General features: G+C 61.7%; 16 protein-coding genes. 5 read left to right on the top strand and 11 right to left on the bottom strand.

The window, feature by feature from the left end:
* The first annotated feature begins 307 nt into the window (after window positions 1-307).
* Window positions 308-1,228 carry a lipid kinase YegS gene (yegS, locus tag BOP96_RS28335; RefSeq protein ID WP_073454668.1) on the top strand — a complete coding sequence of 307 codons (921 nt, stop codon included), beginning with the start codon at window positions 308-310 and terminating at the stop codon, window positions 1,226-1,228.
* Here yegS and BOP96_RS28330 read toward each other — a convergent pair.
* The 3 genes from BOP96_RS28330 to BOP96_RS28320 all read right to left on the bottom strand — a co-directional run bounded on the left by BOP96_RS28330 (window position 1,187) and on the right by BOP96_RS28320 (window position 3,443).
* Window positions 1,187-1,846, bottom strand: coding sequence for a response regulator (locus tag BOP96_RS28330; protein ID WP_014719328.1), 660 nt, complete (start codon window positions 1,844-1,846; stop codon window positions 1,187-1,189). The genes yegS and BOP96_RS28330 overlap by 42 nt on opposite strands.
* Entirely contained in the window at window positions 1,843-2,736 is an 894-nt protein-coding gene (locus BOP96_RS28325) for a sensor histidine kinase (protein ID WP_032904200.1), read from the bottom strand. The genes BOP96_RS28330 and BOP96_RS28325 overlap by 4 nt, the downstream gene beginning before the upstream one ends.
* A gap of 260 nt (window positions 2,737-2,996) precedes the next feature.
* Window positions 2,997-3,443, bottom strand: coding sequence for a hypothetical protein (locus BOP96_RS28320; RefSeq protein ID WP_014719326.1), 447 nt, complete (start codon window positions 3,441-3,443; stop codon window positions 2,997-2,999).
* Between the two features lie 548 nt (window positions 3,444-3,991).
* Here BOP96_RS28320 and BOP96_RS28315 point away from each other — a divergent pair.
* Complete coding sequence (locus BOP96_RS28315; RefSeq protein WP_003192887.1) at window positions 3,992-4,927, top strand: chemotaxis protein CheV; 936 nt, start codon at window positions 3,992-3,994, stop codon at window positions 4,925-4,927.
* Between the two features lie 38 nt (window positions 4,928-4,965).
* The gene (locus tag BOP96_RS28310) at window positions 4,966-5,772 is read left to right on the top strand and encodes an MOSC domain-containing protein (RefSeq protein ID WP_032904201.1); all 807 of its coding nucleotides are present in this window, start codon (window positions 4,966-4,968) and stop codon (window positions 5,770-5,772) included.
* A gap of 49 nt (window positions 5,773-5,821) precedes the next feature.
* On the opposite strand, the gene ppnP is transcribed toward BOP96_RS28310, so the two are convergent.
* The 8 genes from ppnP to BOP96_RS28270 all read right to left on the bottom strand — a co-directional run bounded on the left by ppnP (window position 5,822) and on the right by BOP96_RS28270 (window position 15,229).
* Window positions 5,822-6,106 (bottom strand): pyrimidine/purine nucleoside phosphorylase, encoded by a 285-nt coding sequence (gene ppnP, locus BOP96_RS28305; RefSeq protein WP_014719324.1) that lies wholly within the window; start codon window positions 6,104-6,106, stop codon window positions 5,822-5,824.
* A gap of 222 nt (window positions 6,107-6,328) precedes the next feature.
* Complete coding sequence (locus BOP96_RS28300) at window positions 6,329-6,871, bottom strand: exonuclease domain-containing protein (RefSeq protein WP_019818536.1); 543 nt, start codon at window positions 6,869-6,871, stop codon at window positions 6,329-6,331.
* 74 nt (window positions 6,872-6,945) lie between these two features.
* Window positions 6,946-8,829, bottom strand: a complete 1,884-nt coding sequence (locus BOP96_RS28295) for an acetyl-CoA carboxylase biotin carboxylase subunit (RefSeq protein WP_073454667.1) — start codon at window positions 8,827-8,829, stop codon at window positions 6,946-6,948.
* A gap of 109 nt (window positions 8,830-8,938) precedes the next feature.
* Window positions 8,939-9,700 carry an enoyl-CoA hydratase/isomerase family protein gene (locus tag BOP96_RS28290; RefSeq protein WP_019818530.1) on the bottom strand — a complete coding sequence of 254 codons (762 nt, stop codon included), beginning with the start codon at window positions 9,698-9,700 and terminating at the stop codon, window positions 8,939-8,941.
* Complete coding sequence (gene atuD / locus BOP96_RS28285; protein ID WP_073454666.1) at window positions 9,697-10,854, bottom strand: citronellyl-CoA dehydrogenase; 1,158 nt, start codon at window positions 10,852-10,854, stop codon at window positions 9,697-9,699. The genes BOP96_RS28290 and atuD overlap by 4 nt, the downstream gene beginning before the upstream one ends.
* A gap of 93 nt (window positions 10,855-10,947) precedes the next feature.
* Complete coding sequence (atuC, locus tag BOP96_RS28280) at window positions 10,948-12,561, bottom strand: geranyl-CoA carboxylase subunit beta (RefSeq protein ID WP_019818528.1); 1,614 nt, start codon at window positions 12,559-12,561, stop codon at window positions 10,948-10,950.
* A gap of 4 nt (window positions 12,562-12,565) precedes the next feature.
* On the bottom strand, window positions 12,566-13,438 hold the full coding sequence (locus tag BOP96_RS28275; RefSeq protein ID WP_073454665.1) for an SDR family oxidoreductase: 873 nt from the start codon (window positions 13,436-13,438) through the stop codon (window positions 12,566-12,568).
* A gap of 12 nt (window positions 13,439-13,450) precedes the next feature.
* Window positions 13,451-15,229: an acyclic terpene utilization AtuA family protein gene (locus tag BOP96_RS28270; RefSeq protein ID WP_038451032.1), complete on the bottom strand. Its 1,779-nt coding sequence runs from the start codon at window positions 15,227-15,229 to the stop codon at window positions 13,451-13,453.
* Window positions 15,230-15,382: 153 nt separating this feature from the next.
* Between BOP96_RS28270 and BOP96_RS28265 the strand changes: the two genes are divergently transcribed.
* Both BOP96_RS28265 and BOP96_RS28260 read left to right on the top strand, forming a co-directional pair.
* Window positions 15,383-16,006 carry a TetR/AcrR family transcriptional regulator gene (locus BOP96_RS28265; protein ID WP_073454664.1) on the top strand — a complete coding sequence of 208 codons (624 nt, stop codon included), beginning with the start codon at window positions 15,383-15,385 and terminating at the stop codon, window positions 16,004-16,006.
* A 92-nt stretch (window positions 16,007-16,098) separates the two neighbouring features.
* Window positions 16,099-16,887 (top strand): substrate-binding periplasmic protein, encoded by a 789-nt coding sequence (locus BOP96_RS28260; protein WP_020302548.1) that lies wholly within the window; start codon window positions 16,099-16,101, stop codon window positions 16,885-16,887.
* The last annotated feature ends 289 nt before the right edge of the window (window positions 16,888-17,176 follow it).

Raw genomic sequence — 17,176 nt, 5'->3', positions numbered from 1 at the left:
GGGCGGCTAACCCGGCGTCCTGCCGGGTTACCCACGAATTCAAGCCTGCGTTCGGCCAGCGTGGTTTAACGGGGCGCCTGAGATCAAAAGCAGAGCAAGATCAAGATCAAGAGCGGCTCGCTTCGCATCGTGGTTACCGTTGGGTGGCAGATTTGAGGTCTTTGTCGATTGAACCGCCGCCATCGCAGGCAAGCCAGCTCCCACTTCTTAATCTGTGTACTTCAATCAATTTTCTCCAGCCACAGACTTTTCCTGTTCCCCAAAGGTCAACATCCTTCAAGCACCTTGACCCAGGAGATTCTCCCAAATGACCGCCCCCAAAGCCCTGTTGATCCTCCACGGCAAACAAGCCCTCAACGAGGATGTGCGCGCTGCCGTGCTGGCCCGGCGTGAGCAGGGTGGGGAGCTGGCCGTGCGGGTGACGTGGGAGGGCGGTGATGCCCGGCGACTGGTCAATGAAGCGCTGGCCGAGGGGTACACCCATATCATTGCCGGCGGTGGCGACGGCACCTTGCGCGATGTGGCCGAAGCCATGGCCCATGCCAACACCGACGCCAGCCTGGTGCTGATGCCCCTGGGTACCGCCAATGATTTCGCCAAGGCCGCCGGCGTGCCGTTGGAGCCGGCTGGCGCCCTGGCTTTGCTGGACGTGCCGCCCAAGGCGATTGACCTGGGCCAGGTCGGTGGGCAAATCTTCCTGAACATGGCCACCGGTGGTTTTGGCAGCCAGGTCACGGCCAACACGTCCGAAGACCTGAAGAAGGTCCTGGGCGGTGCCGCGTACCTGTTTACCGGTTTAACCCGCTTCAGTGAATTGAAAGCCGCCTACGGTGAATTGGAAGGCCCGGATTTCCATTGGAAAGGCGAGTTGCTCGCGCTGGGCATCGGTAACGGTCGCCAGGCCGGTGGCGGGCATGTGCTGTGCCCCGGTGCATTGGCTGATGACGGGCTGTTGGATGTCAGCATCTTGCCGGCGCCTCAAGAGGTGGTCGGCACGTTGCGTGAGTTGATGAACAACGGCTGGGGCCTGGGCACCATGTTCGTGCGCGCACGCCTGCCCTGGGTGAAGATCAAGGTCGCACAAGGCTTGTACATCAACCTCGACGGCGAGCCGCTGGAAGGCGACGACCTGCACTTCGAGGTGCTGCCCAAGGCCCTGCGCGTGCACTTGCCGCTGGGTTCGCCGTTAGTCGTCCAGGCTGATGATCTGCTCACGCACGGCAAATAACACCAGGCCCGCCACGTCAAAAATCTGCAAGCGCTTCATGATCTGCGAGCGGTGGGCTTCGACAGTCTTGATGCTCAGGCCCAGGCCGTGGGCAATTTCGCGGGTGGATTTGCCGCGCACGATCAAGCGCAGGATTTCCAGTTGCCGCGCCGTCAGGCTGTGGCTGTGGGCGACAGGCGCGCTGGGGGCCTGGCTACGGATCAGCGCCTGGTTGATCACTGTGTGGGCGATGGCGGGGCTCAGGTAGCGTTCGTTGTTACGCAGGGCCAGCAGGGCATGTTCCAGCTCGTTGGCGGTGGTGTCCTTGAGCAGGTAGCCGTGGGCACCGGACTCCAGTGCGCGCATGATCAGGTCCGGCTCGGTGTGCATCGACAGAATCAGCACCTTGCACGTGGGGTAAAAACGCTTGAGTTGCTGCAAGGCATCCAGCCCGCCGGTGTGCTTCATCGACAGGTCGAGCAGCACGATATCTGGCTGCAAGGCACTGTATTGCTCCAGTAGTTGCGCGCCATCGCTGGCTTCGCCGATGACGCTGTAGCCGGGAATATCCAGAATCAGCGCGCGCACGCCGGCGCGAATCAGTGCATGGTCGTCTACCAAGAGTAAATTGCAGGTCACTCGAGAACCTTAGGGGCGCTGGCCCGTTCGAGAGCGCGGGGCGCCCAAGGGAAAAGTGCGTTGATGCGTGTACCTTTGCCGGGCTCGCTGCTGACGGAAAAGGTGCCTCCCAGTTGGTGTGTTCGTTCGCACATACCGGCCATGCCCCGTTGGCCTTCCCGGCCCGGATCGGGGGCAGGCAAGAACCCCTGGCCGTCATCGCAGATTATCAACGACAAGCCTTCAGGCAGGCGTTGCAGACGCACCAGCAGGTTGCGAGCCTTTGCATGGCGAAGCATGTTGGTCACCGCTTCCTGAGTGACGCGAAAGGCCGCCACGGCCATTTCTTCGGGGATGCCGGTGAGCCGTTGCTGGCACTCCAGGCTCCAGCACACCTGGGTGTTTTCCAGGGTCTTGAGCAGGTGCGCGCGCAGGCTGGCTTCCAGGCCCAGGCTGGTCAGTTGGCGCGGGTTGAGGATGGCGCAGACGTCACGCACCTTGGCCAGGGTTTCATTGAGCGTATTGCACAGCACCGAACAATGGTTTTGCAGATCCTGGGGCAGGCGGCGCTGCAGCCATTCACTTTGCAGCTTGGCGGCTGTCAGTAGCTGGCCGATGTCGTCATGCAGTTCGCGGCTGAGTCGGTGACGTTCGTTCTCCTGAACTTGCAATAAGCGGGCGGCCAGTTCCTGAGGCTCGAACTTGATGGCTGTGCGCGAACGCCACTGTTGCAGCCCGACCACCATCAGTGTGGCGAGGTTGAGCAGCACGATCAGCAACGGCAGTGGCGCGTCCAGCAGATAGACCCACAGGCTCGCCACCAACGAGCACACGCATAGCGAAAGGGTAAGGCGGCGTGCGTGGCTGGGGGACACGGACCTGGCGATAAGTGACTTGAAACTGGCGTACATAGCGGATGGAGCCAATGAGGGTTCACTGCGGGGAGGCCGGTTGACCGGGCTCTGTTTGGAGTGCGCTGCCAAATCGTTTTTAAGCCTGTTGAAGTTAAATCACTTCGGGGGGCGCATAGTAACACCCCTATTAGCGTTGGTCGTCTGATTGGGTTTATGGCCCACGCGAATACTCTGGGCAGGCACCCCAGAGTTCAACATGGAAAGTTGTATTAACAAAGTTGGTTTGTATCGTTATTGCATTGATAGCTAATTGATATTTATTGTGCGCGCCGATCATGCTGCGGAGTGTATTGGGGGGCTTTTTGCGGGATCTGCAAGCTGACCGCCTCAATCAGCGACGACTGCTCTTCTTCATCCAGACTAAGCTTGCCAGTACGGATATCGATCAGTTCCAGTTGCCAGGCCAGTAGCGTCAAGCAGTCATGCAAGGCATGCAGCGCCTGGTCATGCAATTGCACCGGGCTCACGGCATTGGCAATCAAGTATTGAATCTGCCGAGAGAACTCGCTAATGGCCTGCAATGCGAGACAGTCTGCGCTCTCGGCGAGCTTGTTCAGGCTGGCTTTCATGCAGTCGATAGCGTCACTGTCGTTTCGAATCAAATGCAGGTGGTTCAAGCACTCTTCTGACCTGATCAGCAGCTTTTCAGCCTCGTGCAGGAACTCGGGAAGTGCAGATTGCCACTCGTTACCGTCGTTCATCATGCAGGTCTCCGCAACGTAGGGTCGGATGATGAGATGTCGCACCGGGTGAATGACGTAAAACTAGCGCTGAAATACGGCTCGGACTTGTAGGTCGATTCTGATAATCCAGTAGGACGTTTAGCGAAGTGCTCACGAAAGTCGTATGTAGCCCCGGTTGTACGGGATGACACGACTTCAGTTGCCGATACGTGAGTGCCTGAAAGGCCCGTGGGCCAAGGGCTGGGGATGGCAAACAAAAGCCTGACTCCATTCATGCAATGAGAATGGCGTCACATTAATGGCTATTAGATATCGCGAATATCAGGTTGGGCCTGATTGCGCATAGGGGAATCCCCTATGTGGTGGAACTGCACGTCAATTCGACTGTCGCGCAAGGCGGCTTGAAAGAGCATCAGGGGCCTAGGCAGTAAAGCATGATGTCAGTGTGACATCAATGGATTTACATGGCATTTTATTCGGGTCAAGGTCCGGCGCTTGCCGCCGATAACGTGCTTATACAGTTGCACACCCTTTCAACGCGCCTGCGGCGTGTACACCAGGAGCTTTTAATGGCCGGCATTCTCGACACGGTAGATCAACGCACGCAATTGGTGGGTGAGAATCGCCTGGAAATTCTCATGTTCCGCCTCTTCGGACGGCAGTTGTTCGCGATCAACGTGTTCAAAGTGCAGGAAGTGCTGCAGTTGCCCAAGCTGACCCTGATGCCCCAGCGCCACCCGTTCGTGTGTGGGGTGGTCAACCTGCGTGGCCAGACCCTGCCGGTGATCGACCTGTCCCAGGCCATCGGTATGCGTCCTTTGGTGCCGGGCCCCAACAGCACCATTATCGTCACCGAATATAATCGCTCGGTGCAGGCGTTCCTGGTGGGCGGCGTCGACCGCATCGTCAACATGAACTGGGAAGCCATCCTGCCGCCGCCGACCAGCGCCGGTCGCCAGCACTACCTCACCGCCATCAGCAAGGTCGATGAGCAACTGGTGGAAATCATCGACGTGGAAAAAGTCCTCGCCGAGATCGTGCCCTACAACGCCAAGGTCTCCCGGGACAAACTTGAAGACCCGGTGCTGGAGCGTGCCCGTGGCCGCGAAGTGCTGCTGGTGGATGACTCCAACGTGGCGTTGTCGCAGCTGCGTGACACCCTGGGCCAGTTGGGTGTGAAGATGCACATTGCCAGCGACGGCCTCAAGGCATTGAACATGCTCAAGGCCTGGGCTGACAGTGGCCAGGTCATGACCGACAAACTGCTGATGATCTTTACCGACGCTGAAATGCCCGAGATGGATGGCTACCGCCTCACCACCGAGATCCGCAACGACCCACGCCTGCGCGGTCTGTACGTGGTGATGCACACCTCGCTGTCGGGCAGCTTCAATGATTCGATGGTCAAGAAGGTCGGCTGCGACAATTTCCTCTCCAAATTCCAGCCGGACAAGCTGGTGGACGTGGTGCGCCAGCGACTGATGTTGGACGAAATGCCCGCCTGACTTTAGGATGACACTTTGTTTCCTAGGAAGGCAGGCCCATGCTGCGTCTCAGCGCGTTGTACCGTTACCCCTTGAAGTCCGGCAAGGCCGAAACTTTGCAGCAGATTGGGCTGGATAAACTCGGGTTGGACGGGGATCGACGCTGGATGCTGGTGGATGAAGCCAGCGGGCGGTTCCTGACGCAGCGGGCCGTGGCGAAGATGAGCCAGCTCTCGGCGTTATGGAACAGCAGCGGGGGCCTCACCCTGAGCTCGCCGGGCTACGCGCCGCTGGATGTAGCGTTGCCGGGCAGCGCCAGCGAACTGCGCGGTGTGACCATTTGGCGTGACACTCTGCGCGTGCCGGATGCTGGCGATGAGGCCGCGGCCTGGGTCAGCGCGTTCATTGGCAAGCCGACGCGCCTGGTGCAACTGCCCCTGGAACGTGCGCGCACCACCGAAGCCGGTTATGGCAAGGATGACGACAAGGTCGGCTTCGCTGACGGCTACCCGTTGCTGTTGATCGGCCAGGGCTCCCTCGACGACTTGTGTGTAAAGATCGGCCGCCCGATGGAGATGCTGCGTTTTCGTCCCAACCTGGTCATCGAAGGCGCCGAGGCCTTCGCCGAAGACGGCTGGAAGCGCTTGCGCATCGGCGATGTGGAGTTTCGGGTGGTCAAGCCGTGTTCGCGGTGCATCCTCACCACCATCGACCCCCAGACCGGTGAGCGCAGCCCCGATCGCGAGCCCTTCACGACACTGGAAACCTACCGCAAGACCGAAAAGGGCGCGATGTTCGGCCAGAACCTGGTCAACGATGGCATCGGGCGCCTGGAAGTCGGCATGCCGGTAACGGTGTTGGAATAAAAAAAGCCCGTCTGGTGGGAGACGGGCTTTTTTGTGTGCCGGGTACCGCTTAGCCGCGGTATTCACACAGGTAGGCGGTGTCCACCGCAACCTTCAATTGGAACTTGCTGTTGGCCGGTACGTGGAACTGACTGCCGGCGGCGAAGGTTTCCCAGTCGCTGCTGTCAGGCAGCTTCACGGTCAGGGCGCCGGAGACCACGTGCATGATTTCACGTTGGGCGGTGCCGAATTCGTATTCACCCGGAGCCATCACGCCGATGGTCGCCGGCCCTTCTGCGGTGCCGAAAGCGATCGACTTGACGGTGCCGTCGAAGTACTCGTTGACTTTGAACATGGGTGAATCCTCGGAAAAGATGGATGCTTACGCTCATCACTGCAGGCGCGGGCTTCTGTGGCGAGGGAGCTTGCTCCCGTTGACTGCGTAGCAGTCCCCGTTTTTTGGGGGCGCTTCGCACCCCAGCGCAAGCAAGCTTGCTCGCCACAGGATTTCGTTGGTGCAGGTGGGTAGCAACAAAGGAAAATGGCTGGCCAGTATGCCCAAGGCTGCAAGCGCTGCCTAGACCGGCAAAATCAGTGGTAGCAGGCGCGCGGTGTTGCGTGCATCCTCCAGGGCGCGATGCTGCTGGCCATTGAACTGCATTCCGGCCAATTGCAGCGCACCATTGAGCCCCAGCGGCTTGTCCAGGCGCCGGGCCTTGGCAAAGCGTTGCTTGAGGTTCACATGCGGCGTGTCGCCCAAGGCGCTGGCGAGGCCATGGCGCTGCCACTCCAGCTCAAGCTGCACGCGATCATAGTCACCCCAGCTGGCCCAGCCTTCCAGGCGTGGCTGATGTTGGCCCAGCCAGCGCTCGAACAGCGGCCACACCTCGGTGATCGGCGCGGCCATGTCGATATTGGCCTGGGTGATATGGGTGAGTTTGCGGCAAAAGGGTGTCAGCAATGGCCGGCGCAAGGGCCGCACAAAGCGCTGGAAGTGGTCCAGTTCGCGGCCCTGGCGGTTGACCAGGCTGGCACCGATCTCGATGACTTCCATCTCCGTCACGGGCCAGCCGCCGTCATCCGTTGTGGCTTCAAGGTCAATAATCAGCCAATGAGGCATGTGCAGGTTCCCGTACTCGTCCCTTCCTGATGGGGATAGAGCGTAGCCCGGCCCTGTAGTTCCGCCTAGGGGCGTTATTCGATCTCCAGCAAAACCTGACGGTTGCGCACCTGATCGCCCGTCATGACGCGCATCTCCTTGACGGTGCCATCGATGCCGGCCTTCAACGGGTGCTCCATTTTCATCGCTTCGAGCACCAGCAACAGTTGGCCTTTGCTGACGGCCTCACCGACGCACACCCGTATATCGACGATGGCGCCGTCCATGGGCGCCTGGACCGTACCGCTGCTGGCGTCGGCCTGGCGGCTGGCGACTTGCTGGGTGCGGTCGGTGACGGTCAGCCCTGGCAGCCATAGCCGGTTGCCGTCCAGGTGATAGGCGATGCGGCGGCGGATACCGTTGATGACCAGGCTGGCGTGGCGGCCGTCGGTGGTGAGTTGCAGGTCGTCAACGCTGACACTGTGGAGTTGGCCGTTGACCTCCAGGCGGTACGTGGCGGGGACACTCGCCGTGTTGCGCCAGCGCGCGAGTGTTTGGGGGTGCTGGTTGGCGCTGTGTTGATAAAACAGCGCGGCGGCCAGCGAGAGCTGTTCAGCGGTCGCCGTCTGCTGTGAGATGACGCTGAAGTGTTCGGCGATCAAGCCCGTGCTGAAGTCGCCGTTGATAAAGTCCGGGTGCTTGAGCAGGTCGATGAGCAAGCGCTGATTGGTCGCTACCCCCAGTAATACACTGTCTTCCACGGCCCGCAGCAGTTTTCGCCGGGCTTCTTCGCGGCTGGCGCCGTGGGCGATGATCTTGCCCAGCATCGGATCGTAGAACGGGCTGATGGTTTGGCCTTCACGCAAGCCATGGTCGATGCGCACGCCGGGGGCGGGTTCCCAGCGCAGCACGTCGCCGGTTTGCGGCAGGAAACCCTGGGCCGGGTCTTCGGCGTACAGGCGCACTTCCATGGCGTGGCCGGTCAGGGTCACCTGTGATTGGGTGAGTGGCAGCGGTTGGCCGGCGGCGATCTGCAACTGCCAGTCCACCAGGTCGAGGCCGGTAATCATCTCGGTGACGGGGTGTTCGACTTGCAGGCGCGTGTTCATTTCCAGGAAATAAAACTGGCCGTTGCGGTCGAGCAGAAACTCCACGGTGCCGGCACCTACATAGTTCACCGCCCGCCCGGCCTTGAGCGCGGCTTCGCCCATGGCCTGGCGCAGATCGGCCGTCATCACGGGGCAGGGCGCTTCTTCAATGACTTTCTGATGGCGGCGCTGGATCGAACAGTCGCGCTCGCCGAGGTAGATGAGGTTGCCATGGCTGTCGCCGAACAGTTGCACTTCCACGTGGCGCGGGTCGATCAGCGCCTGTTCGAGGATCAGCTCGTCGCTGCCGAACGCATTCATGGCTTCCGAGCGTGCGGTGCGCAGTTGCTCCAGCAGCTGTTCGCGCTGATGCACCAGGCGCATGCCACGCCCACCGCCACCGGCGCTGGCCTTGATCATCAGTGGGAAGCCGATGCGTTCGGCTTCCTGTTGCAGGGTGGCATCGTCCTGGGCACTGCCTTGGTAGCCGGCGATGCAAGGTACGCCGGCGTCGAGCATGGCGAGTTTGGACAGGCGTTTGCTGCCCATCAGTTCGATCGCTTCGGCGCTGGGGCCGATGAAGGTGAGCGTGGCCTGCAGGCAGGCGCGGGCGAAGTCGGGGTTTTCCGAGAGGAAGCCGTAGCCGGGGTGAATGGCGTCGGCGCCGGTCAGTTGGGCGGCGGCGAGGATGGCCTCTGTGTTCAGGTAGGACTGGTGGACGGGCGCCGGGCCGATGTGTACGGCTTCATCGGCCATCTGCACGTGCAGGGCGTCGGTATCCGCGTCGCTGTACACGGCCACGGTGCGGTAGCCGAGGGCCTGGGCAGTGCGCTGGATGCGGCAGGCGATTTCGCCGCGGTTGGCGATCAGGATCTTGCTGAATGCGGGCATTGGGTTATCCCTTGGTGGATGTGGCGTGTGTTGGGGCCTCTTCGCAGGCAAGCCAGCTCCCACATTTGAAATGTGTTCCCCTGTGGGAGCTGGCTTGCCTGCGATGGCGTCATCGAGACCAACTCGGCTTTCGCTTCTGCACAAACGCCTGCGTCCCCTCAACCCCTTCCTCACTCCTCACCGCCTCGGCAAACCACTGCGCCCCGCGATCCAGCACGGTCTCAAGGGGCTCATCCACACTGGCCAACAACAAGGCTTTGGTTCGTGCATTGGCCCCCGGCGCACACTGCAACACCTGCCCCAACACCTCATCCACCCGCTGCGCCAATGCCTGGGCGTCGTGCTCGACAAAATGCACCACCCCCAACCGCCCAGCCTCAATCCCATCAAACCGCGCCGCCGTCAGCGCCAGGCGCCGCGCCTGGGTCAAGCCAATACGCTTGACCACAAAGGGCGCAATCTGCGCCGGCAACAAGCCCAGGCGGGTTTCCGGCAAGCCGAATTGCGCCTGGCCCTGTGCAATCGCAATATCACTCACGCACGCCAGCCCGAACCCACCGCCCAGCACTGCGCCTTGCAGCACCACGATCACCACCTGCGCCAGCGCCTCCACCTCTTGCAGCAAGGTCCCAAACGCGCGGTTCAACGCTTGCAGTTGATCCCCCGCGCCGACCAGATCCTTCACATCGGCCCCCGCACAAAAATGCCCGCCCGCGCCGCTGATCACCACGGCGCGCACCTGGCTGTCCAACTGCGCCAGTACCGTACGTAGCTCCTTGACCATTTCAAGGCTCATTGCATTGCGGCATTCAGGCCGATTGAGGGTGACGTGGAGCACGCCGTTGTGGGCTTCGAGCAGCAAGGTGTTCATGGCTTTTTACCGGGCAGGGTGCCCATCAGTTTGCAGATGATGCCCAGCATGATTTCGTCGGCACCGCCGCCAATCGACACCAGGCGCACGTCGCGATAGGCGCGGGCCACCGGGTTGTCCCACATGAACCCCATGCCGCCCCAATATTGCAGGCAACTGTCGCTGACCTCACGGCCCAGGCGCCCGGCTTTGAGCTTGGCCATGGAGGCCAGTCGCGTGACGTCCTGGCCTTTGATGTATTGCTCGGTGGCCTGGTAGACCAAGGCGCGCAGGCATTCGATTTCGGTGGCCAGTTCCGCCAGGCGGAAGTGGATCACCTGGTTGTCGATCAACGCCTTGCCGAAGGTCTGGCGCTCCTTGCAGTATTCGATGGTGCTGTCGATGCAGTACTCCAGGCCCTTGATCATATTGGCCGCGCCAAACAGGCGTTCTTCCTGGAACTGCAACATCTGCATCATGAAGCCCGCGCCCTCGTGGCCGATGCGGTTGCGTTGCGGCACGCGCACGTCGTCGAAAAACACCTGGGCGGTCTCGGAGCTGTGCATGCCGAGTTTTTCCAACGGCGGGCTGACGCTGATGCCGGGGCTGTTCATCGGCACCATGATCAGGGATTTGTTGATATGCGGCTTGTCGTCCGAGGTGTTGGCGAGCAGGCAGATGAAGTCGGCGCTGGGCGAATTGGTGATCCACATCTTGCTGCCATTGATCACATAGTCGTCGCCATCCTTGCGCGCATGGGTCTTGAGCCCGGCCACGTCGGAGCCGGCACCGGTTTCCGAGACACCGATGCAGCCGACCTGTTCGCCGCTGATGGCCGGGCGCAGGAACTCTTCGCGCAGTTCATCGGAGCCGAAGCGCGCCAGGGCCGGGGTGCACATGTCGGTCTGCACACCAATGGACATGGGGATGCCGCCGCAGCGGATGGTGCCGAACTCTTCGGCGGCGATGATGGAATAGCTGTAGTCCAGGCCCATGCCGCCGAATTTTTCCGGTTTGGAGATGCCCAGCAGGCCGAGGTCGCCGGCTTTGCGGAAGATCTCGTGAATGGGAAAGCGCCCGGCTTTTTCCCATTCATCCACGTACGGGTTGATCTCGCGGTCGACGAAGGCGCGCACGGTGCGGCGCAGTTCCTGGTGTTCCTGGGTGAAGATCATTTTTATTGTTCTCCCTGTTGGGACGCGGAGCGTCCTGGTTTGCATTCCCACGCGGAGCGTGGGAGCGATCACCCACGTGGAGCGTGGGAACGATCAGCGCGCCACGCCGAAGGTGTTCGGTTGCAGTTGCCGCAGTTCGGCTTCGTGACAGATATCCAGCAAAAAACCGAGCAAGGTGCGGGTGTCCCGTGGATCAATCAGCCCGTCGTCCCACAGGTTGGCGCTGCCGTAGAGGGCGGTGGACTGGCTGTCGAGCTTCTGCGCGGTGACCTGTTCGAGCATGTCGAGCACTTTGGGGTCGGGCACCAGGCCGTCCTTGAGTTGCTTGGCCTCGGTGACAATGCGCAGCACCTTACCGGCCTGTGCGCCGCCCATCACTGCCGTGCGGCTGTTGGGCCAGGCGAAGATAAAGCGCGGGTCCAGGCCGCGGCCGCACATGGCGTAGTTGCCGGCACCGTAGGAACCCCCGACCACGATGGTGAGTTTAGGCACGCGGGCATTGGCCACAGCCTGGATCATCTTCGCGCCGTGCTTGATCACCCCTTGCTGTTCCGACTCGGTGCCCACCATGAAGCCGGTGGTGTTGTGCAAAAACAGCAGCGGCGTGCGGCTTTGGTCGCACAGCTGGATAAACTGCGCGGCCTTGCTCGCGCCCTTCGGCGTGATGGGGCCGTTATTGCCGATCACTCCCACGGCGCGCCCCTGGATATGCAGATGGGCACAGACGGTGTGGGGGTCGAACTCGCCCTTGAATTCCAGCAGGTTGGAACCGTCAGCCAGGCGCGCCAGGATCTCGCGCACGTCGTAGGGTTTTTTCGGGTCATCGGGGATCAGCCCCAACAGCTCTTCAATCGGATACAGCGGTTCGCGATAAGCGCGTTGTGGTGCGTGCGGCAAGCGATCATTCCAGGGCAGCAGGCCCACAATTTCACGCACGATGCGCACGCCGTCGGCATCGTCTTGGGCCAGGTACTCAGCGGTGCCGGCGGTTTGCGCGTGCATCTGCGCACCCCCCAGTTCTTCATCGGTGGCGACTTCGCCAGTGGCGGCCTTGAGCAACGGTGGCCCGGCGAGGAACAGCTTGGCCTTGCCGCGCACCACCACCACGTAATCCGACAGGCCCGGCTGATACGCACCGCCGGCCGTGGCCGAGCCGTGCACCACGGTAATCTGCGGCAAGCCCATGGCGGACATGCGGGCCTGGTTGGCAAAGCTGCGCGCGCCTTCGACGAAAATCTCGGCGGCGTAGTTGAGGTTGGCGCCGCCGCTTTCGGCGAGGGTCACCACCGGCAGTTTGTTCTCCATGGCGATCTGTTGCAGGCGCAGAGATTTCTTCAGCCCGGAAGGGGAAATGGTGCCACCTTTGATCGCGCTGTTGTTGGCCACCACCAGCATGCGCACGCCGCTGACATAGCCGATGCCGGCGATCAGCCCGCCACCGGCGGCGCTGCCGTCCTTGTCGTCGTGGAGCTTGTAGCCGGCCAGGCTGGCCAGCTCCAGGAACGGCGCGCCGGGGTCCAGCAGCAGGTTGAGGCGCTCACGGGGCAGCAATTGGCCGCGCTTGTCGAACTTGGGCTTGGCTTCCTGGGCCTTGGCCAGCAGGGCGTGTTCCAGTTGGCGCAGTTGGGCGATGCACGCCAGCATGGCTTCACGGTTTTGCGCGAAGGCTGGGCTGTTGGGGTCGATCAGGGTTTCAATGGTTGGCATGGCGTTATTGCTCCGCCTTGAGCACATCCGGCAGGTAGGCGCGGTGGAACCCGTTGAACGGCTCGCTCGGCGCCTGCGCCTTGTGCAGCGGCCATGCGCGGCTGCCCAGGCTGGCGGCGCCGTCGATGCGCAGGGTGCTACCGCTGATAAAGGCCGCAGCCGGGCTGAGCAAAAAGACGATGGCCGCGCTGACTTCCGACTCGGTGCCGATGCGCTTGAGCGGTACATGCTCACGCAGGGTGGGAATCACCGCCTTGAACGCGCCTTCGTAGGTGTCCATGCCGCTGGAGGCAATCCAGCCAGGCGCCACGGCGTTGACGCGCACCCCGGCATAGCCCCACTCAAACGCGGCGGTCTTGGTGAAGTTGTCCATGCCGGAGCGCGCCGCGCCGGAGTGGCCCATGCCGGGCATGCCGCCCCACATGTCGGCGAGCATGTTGACGATCGCGCCACCGTGCTTGCTCATCGACTGGTTGAACACTTCCCGCGCCATCAGGAAACCGCCCACCAGGTTGGTGCGCAGTACGGTTTCAAAGCCCTTCTGATTGATCGCCGCCAGTGGCGACGGGTATTGGCCTCCCGCGTTATTCACCAGGCCATGGATGGGGCCGTGGTCGTGCAGGATCTGCGTGACCAGCGCTTTCACCGCCTCTTCCTCACGAATGTCACAGGCATGCCAATGGGCCACGCCGCCATCTTCAGCAATTTCCGCCGCGACCTTCTGCAGTTTTTCTGGCTTGCGCCCCACCAGGATCACGCAGGCACCAAGGGCCGCCAGCTCATGGGCGGTGCAGCGGCCAATGCCACTGCCGCCTCCGGTGACAATCACGGTTTGCCCCTTGAACAGGTCGGCTTTGAAGATCGAGTCGAAGGCCACGGCGACGGTCCTTTAGGTGAGTTGGTCGGCAATGTGTTGCGGCACGGCGATGGGGATTTCCAGCAGTTGCTGAGCGAAGGCTTTGCCTTGCGGGTCGATGCGCAGGCTGGCGATACCGCCGCCGCCCAGGGCATTCTCCAGCAGGAAATTCAGGCTGTGGCTGCCGGGCAAGTACCAGCGCTCGACGCGGCCATGGATCGGGTCGAGCACGTGGTCCATCCAGTCGATGATCACCTCCGGGGTCAGGGCTTCGGCGATCCACGGCAGGTAGTCGGGGTGGCGGGCGATCACGCCAATGTTGCTGTGGTTGCCCTTGTCACCTGAGCGCGCCACGGCGAGTTTCACCAGCGGTACGCTGGCGTCGGCACGGCCCTGGGGCTTGGCCGGCTCGATGGGCACAGCCGGAGTGAGCAGAGGCGCGGAGGCGGGCAACTCGACGGCATAGCGTTGGTCTTGGTACTCGATGGCGACGTTACACCGTGATTTGTCGACCAGGAACGAAAACAGCCGAATCAGCGGATACACCGTCGGTCGCCCGCCCACAATGCCGGTCAGCCCCGGTGCCATGCCGGTTGCCGCCTGGGCGATCTCGCGGGCGAACAGCACCAGTGCCTGCTTGCTCGGGTGCCGCACCGCCAGCTTCACCACCACTTCACGGCAATCCGCACGCCGGGCGTGGGCGCCGTAGGTGGCTTCGCTGCCGAGCAGTTCGATGTTGACGTCGGTGTAGGGCGCCCAGCCGCGCTGGCTGAACAGCTCCGAAGTCTTGTTGATGAGCGCCTGGCTGACCCGCTCGGCCTTGGCCACCGCGTCGATGCCAGCGAGCAGGCAACTGGCGGTGCAGCGAAAGCCATCGGGGTAGGTGGCGCTGACCTTGTACTGGTCGGTGGGTGGCAGGCCCTTGGCGCCGTGCAGGCGCACCGCGTGTTTGCCTTGTTGCTGCAGTTTGACCTGGCTGAAATCGCAGATCACGTCCGGCAGCACATAGGCGCGCGGGTCACCGATTTCATACAGCAGTTGTTCGGCCACGCTGAGTTCGCTGATCAGCCCCCCGCTGCCTTCGACCTTGTTGACGGTGAACTGGCCGTCGGCGCTGACTTCGACGATAGGGAAGCCGATGTGTTCGTAGTCGGGCACGTCACGCCAGTCGGTGAAGTTTCCGCCGGTGCATTGGGCGCCGCATTCGATGATATGCCCGGCCAGGGCGGCCTGGGCCAAGTGATCGTAGTCCTGCCATGACCAATTGAATTCATGCACCAGTGCCGCGCTGACCACTGCGCTATCGACCACCCGGCCGGTGATGACAATATCAGCGCCGAGTCCCAGGGCCTGGGCAATGCCCGGTGCGCCGAGGTAGGCGTTGGCGGACACGCACAGGGGCGGCAGCGGAGCGCCGTTGTACAGGTCGGTGACAGGTGGCAGCTGTTTGAGTTGAGGGTGCAGGTCATCGCCGAGCAACACGGCGATTTTCAGCGGGATGTGCGCGTTATCGCAGGCCGCTTGCAGGGCGGCGGCGCAGGCTTGGGGGTTGATACCACCGGCATTGCTGATCACCCGGATGCCCTGGCGCTGGATATCCGCCAGCAGGGGTGTCAGCACCTCGACAAAATCCGTGGCGTAACCGGCCTTGGGGTCTTTCAGGCGGGCACCGGCGAGGATCGACAGGGTGACTTCCGCGAGGTAATCGAACACCAGGTAATCCAAGGCACCGCCCTGCACCAGTTGGGCGGCGGCGGTGCAAGTGTCGCCCCAGAAGGCGCTGGCGCAGCCGATACGTACCGTCTTGCTCATGAGAAATCCTTCCTCCAAGGGCTGGTGCCGAGACTACCAAGCAAGCGCTTGGTTTGTAAACTCCAGTCACAAGTTTTACCCAAGCGCTTGCTTGGGTGGCAGTCACGGCCTAAATTGCCGGCCAAGACGACAGTAGACGTGAAGGAGAGCAGCATGGATGAGTACAAAGCCCTGGGGGTGATGCGCACCATGGTCGACAGTGGCCAATTGACCGACCCCGAGAGCGCCCGCGGCAAGTTGCTGCAAACCGCGGCTCATCTGTTTCGCAACAAGGGTTTCGAGCGCACCACCGTGCGAGATCTGGCCAGCGCCGTGGGCATCCAGTCCGGCAGCATCTTTCATCACTTCAAGAGCAAGGATGAGATATTGCGTGCCGTGATGGAGGAAACCATCCATTACAACACCGCGATGATGCGCGCTTCACTGGAGGAGGCGAGCACGGTGCGCGAACGCGTGCTGGCGCTGATCCGCTGCGAGTTGCAGTCGATCATGGGCGGCAGTGGCGAGGCCATGGCGGTGCTGGTCTACGAATGGCGCTCGCTGTCGGCCGAAGGCCAGGCGCACGTGCTGGCCCTGCGTGACGTGTATGAGCAGATCTGGTTGCAGGTACTGGGCGAGGCCAAGGCCGCTGGCTACATCCTGGGCGATGTGTTTATTGCCCGGCGCTTCCTCACCGGGGCCTTATCCTGGACCACCACCTGGTTTCGTGCCCAAGGCAGCCTGACCCTTGAGGAGTTGGCCGAAGAGGCCTTGTTGATGGTGCTGAAGTCGGACTGAGGCGCAAGTTATTAATTTGCTGGCGAAAGTTGTCTCCCCCAGTAAAAACGCCTAGCTTATCGGCATTGAACTCTTCAACGGTGTGTGCCTCGATGTTTTCGCCATGGCGGCTGGCTGCAGGACTTACTTTATGGGCACTGGGCACCGCCGCGTGGACGCAGGCTGGTGCCGCGCAGTTGGTGAGAATCGGCGCGGCGCATTTTCCGCCCTACACCGTACGCCCTGAACAAGGCGCCGACACCGGGTTGCTGCCGCAATTGGTCGAGGCGTTGAACGCTGCGCAAACCGATTACCAGTTTGTGGTGGTGCCTACCTCGATACCTCGGCGTTTTCGTGACTTCGAGCAAGGCCGGGTCGACATGGCGATCTTCGAAAACCCGTCCTGGGGTTGGCAGAATATTGCCCATACCAGTGTTGATATGGGGCTGGAAGATGCGGAGATTTTTGTCGCTCAGCGTCAGCCCGGTCGCGACCAGAGTTATTTTTCCGACCTCACCGGCAAGCGCCTGGCGGTATTCAGCGGGTATCACTATGCCTTCGCCGACTTCAATCCCGATCCCAAGAACATGGCCGAGCGTTTCAACGCGACGTTGACCTATTCCCATGACAGTAACCTGCTGATGGTTGCCCGTGGGCGTGCGGATATTGCGCTGGTTACCCGTTCGTACCTGAGTGATTTCATGGTGCGCAACGCAGACATGGCGGGGCAGTTTTTGGTGTCGGAGCGTATTGACCAGGTGTATCACCACTACGCGTTGTTGCGGCCCAAGGCACCGATCACTGGTCCGGCGTTTGCCGAACTGCTCAAGCGTCTGCGCGACAGTGGCCAGATGCTGAAGATTTTTGAGCCGTATCGTATTGATGTGACGCCGGTGCCCTGAGGTCTTAGTAAGTAAAATCCTTCGGGCTCAGTGGGATCAACTGTGGGAGCTGGCTTGCCTGCGATGGCGGCCTGACAGCCGACACAGATATAACTGATGCCCCGCGATCCAATGTGGGAGCTGGCTTGCCTGCGAAGACGGCCTGACAGTCAACACAGTTGGACCGTGTACATATCCATCCCTGCGGTAACGGCTACTTAGGGTTCCGCTTTTACAGCGGCTCACTTTTGAAAAGCGCAAAAGTAAGCAAAACGCTCTTGCCCCACCACTCGGCACCTCGCCCAGGCTC

It is taken from the genome of Pseudomonas sp. FSL W5-0203 (assembly GCF_001896155.1).
GTDB lineage: Bacteria > Pseudomonadota > Gammaproteobacteria > Pseudomonadales > Pseudomonadaceae > Aquipseudomonas > Aquipseudomonas paracarnis.
Note: the sequence above shows the minus strand (reverse complement) of the source record. Positions and strands in the feature narration are given on the sequence as shown.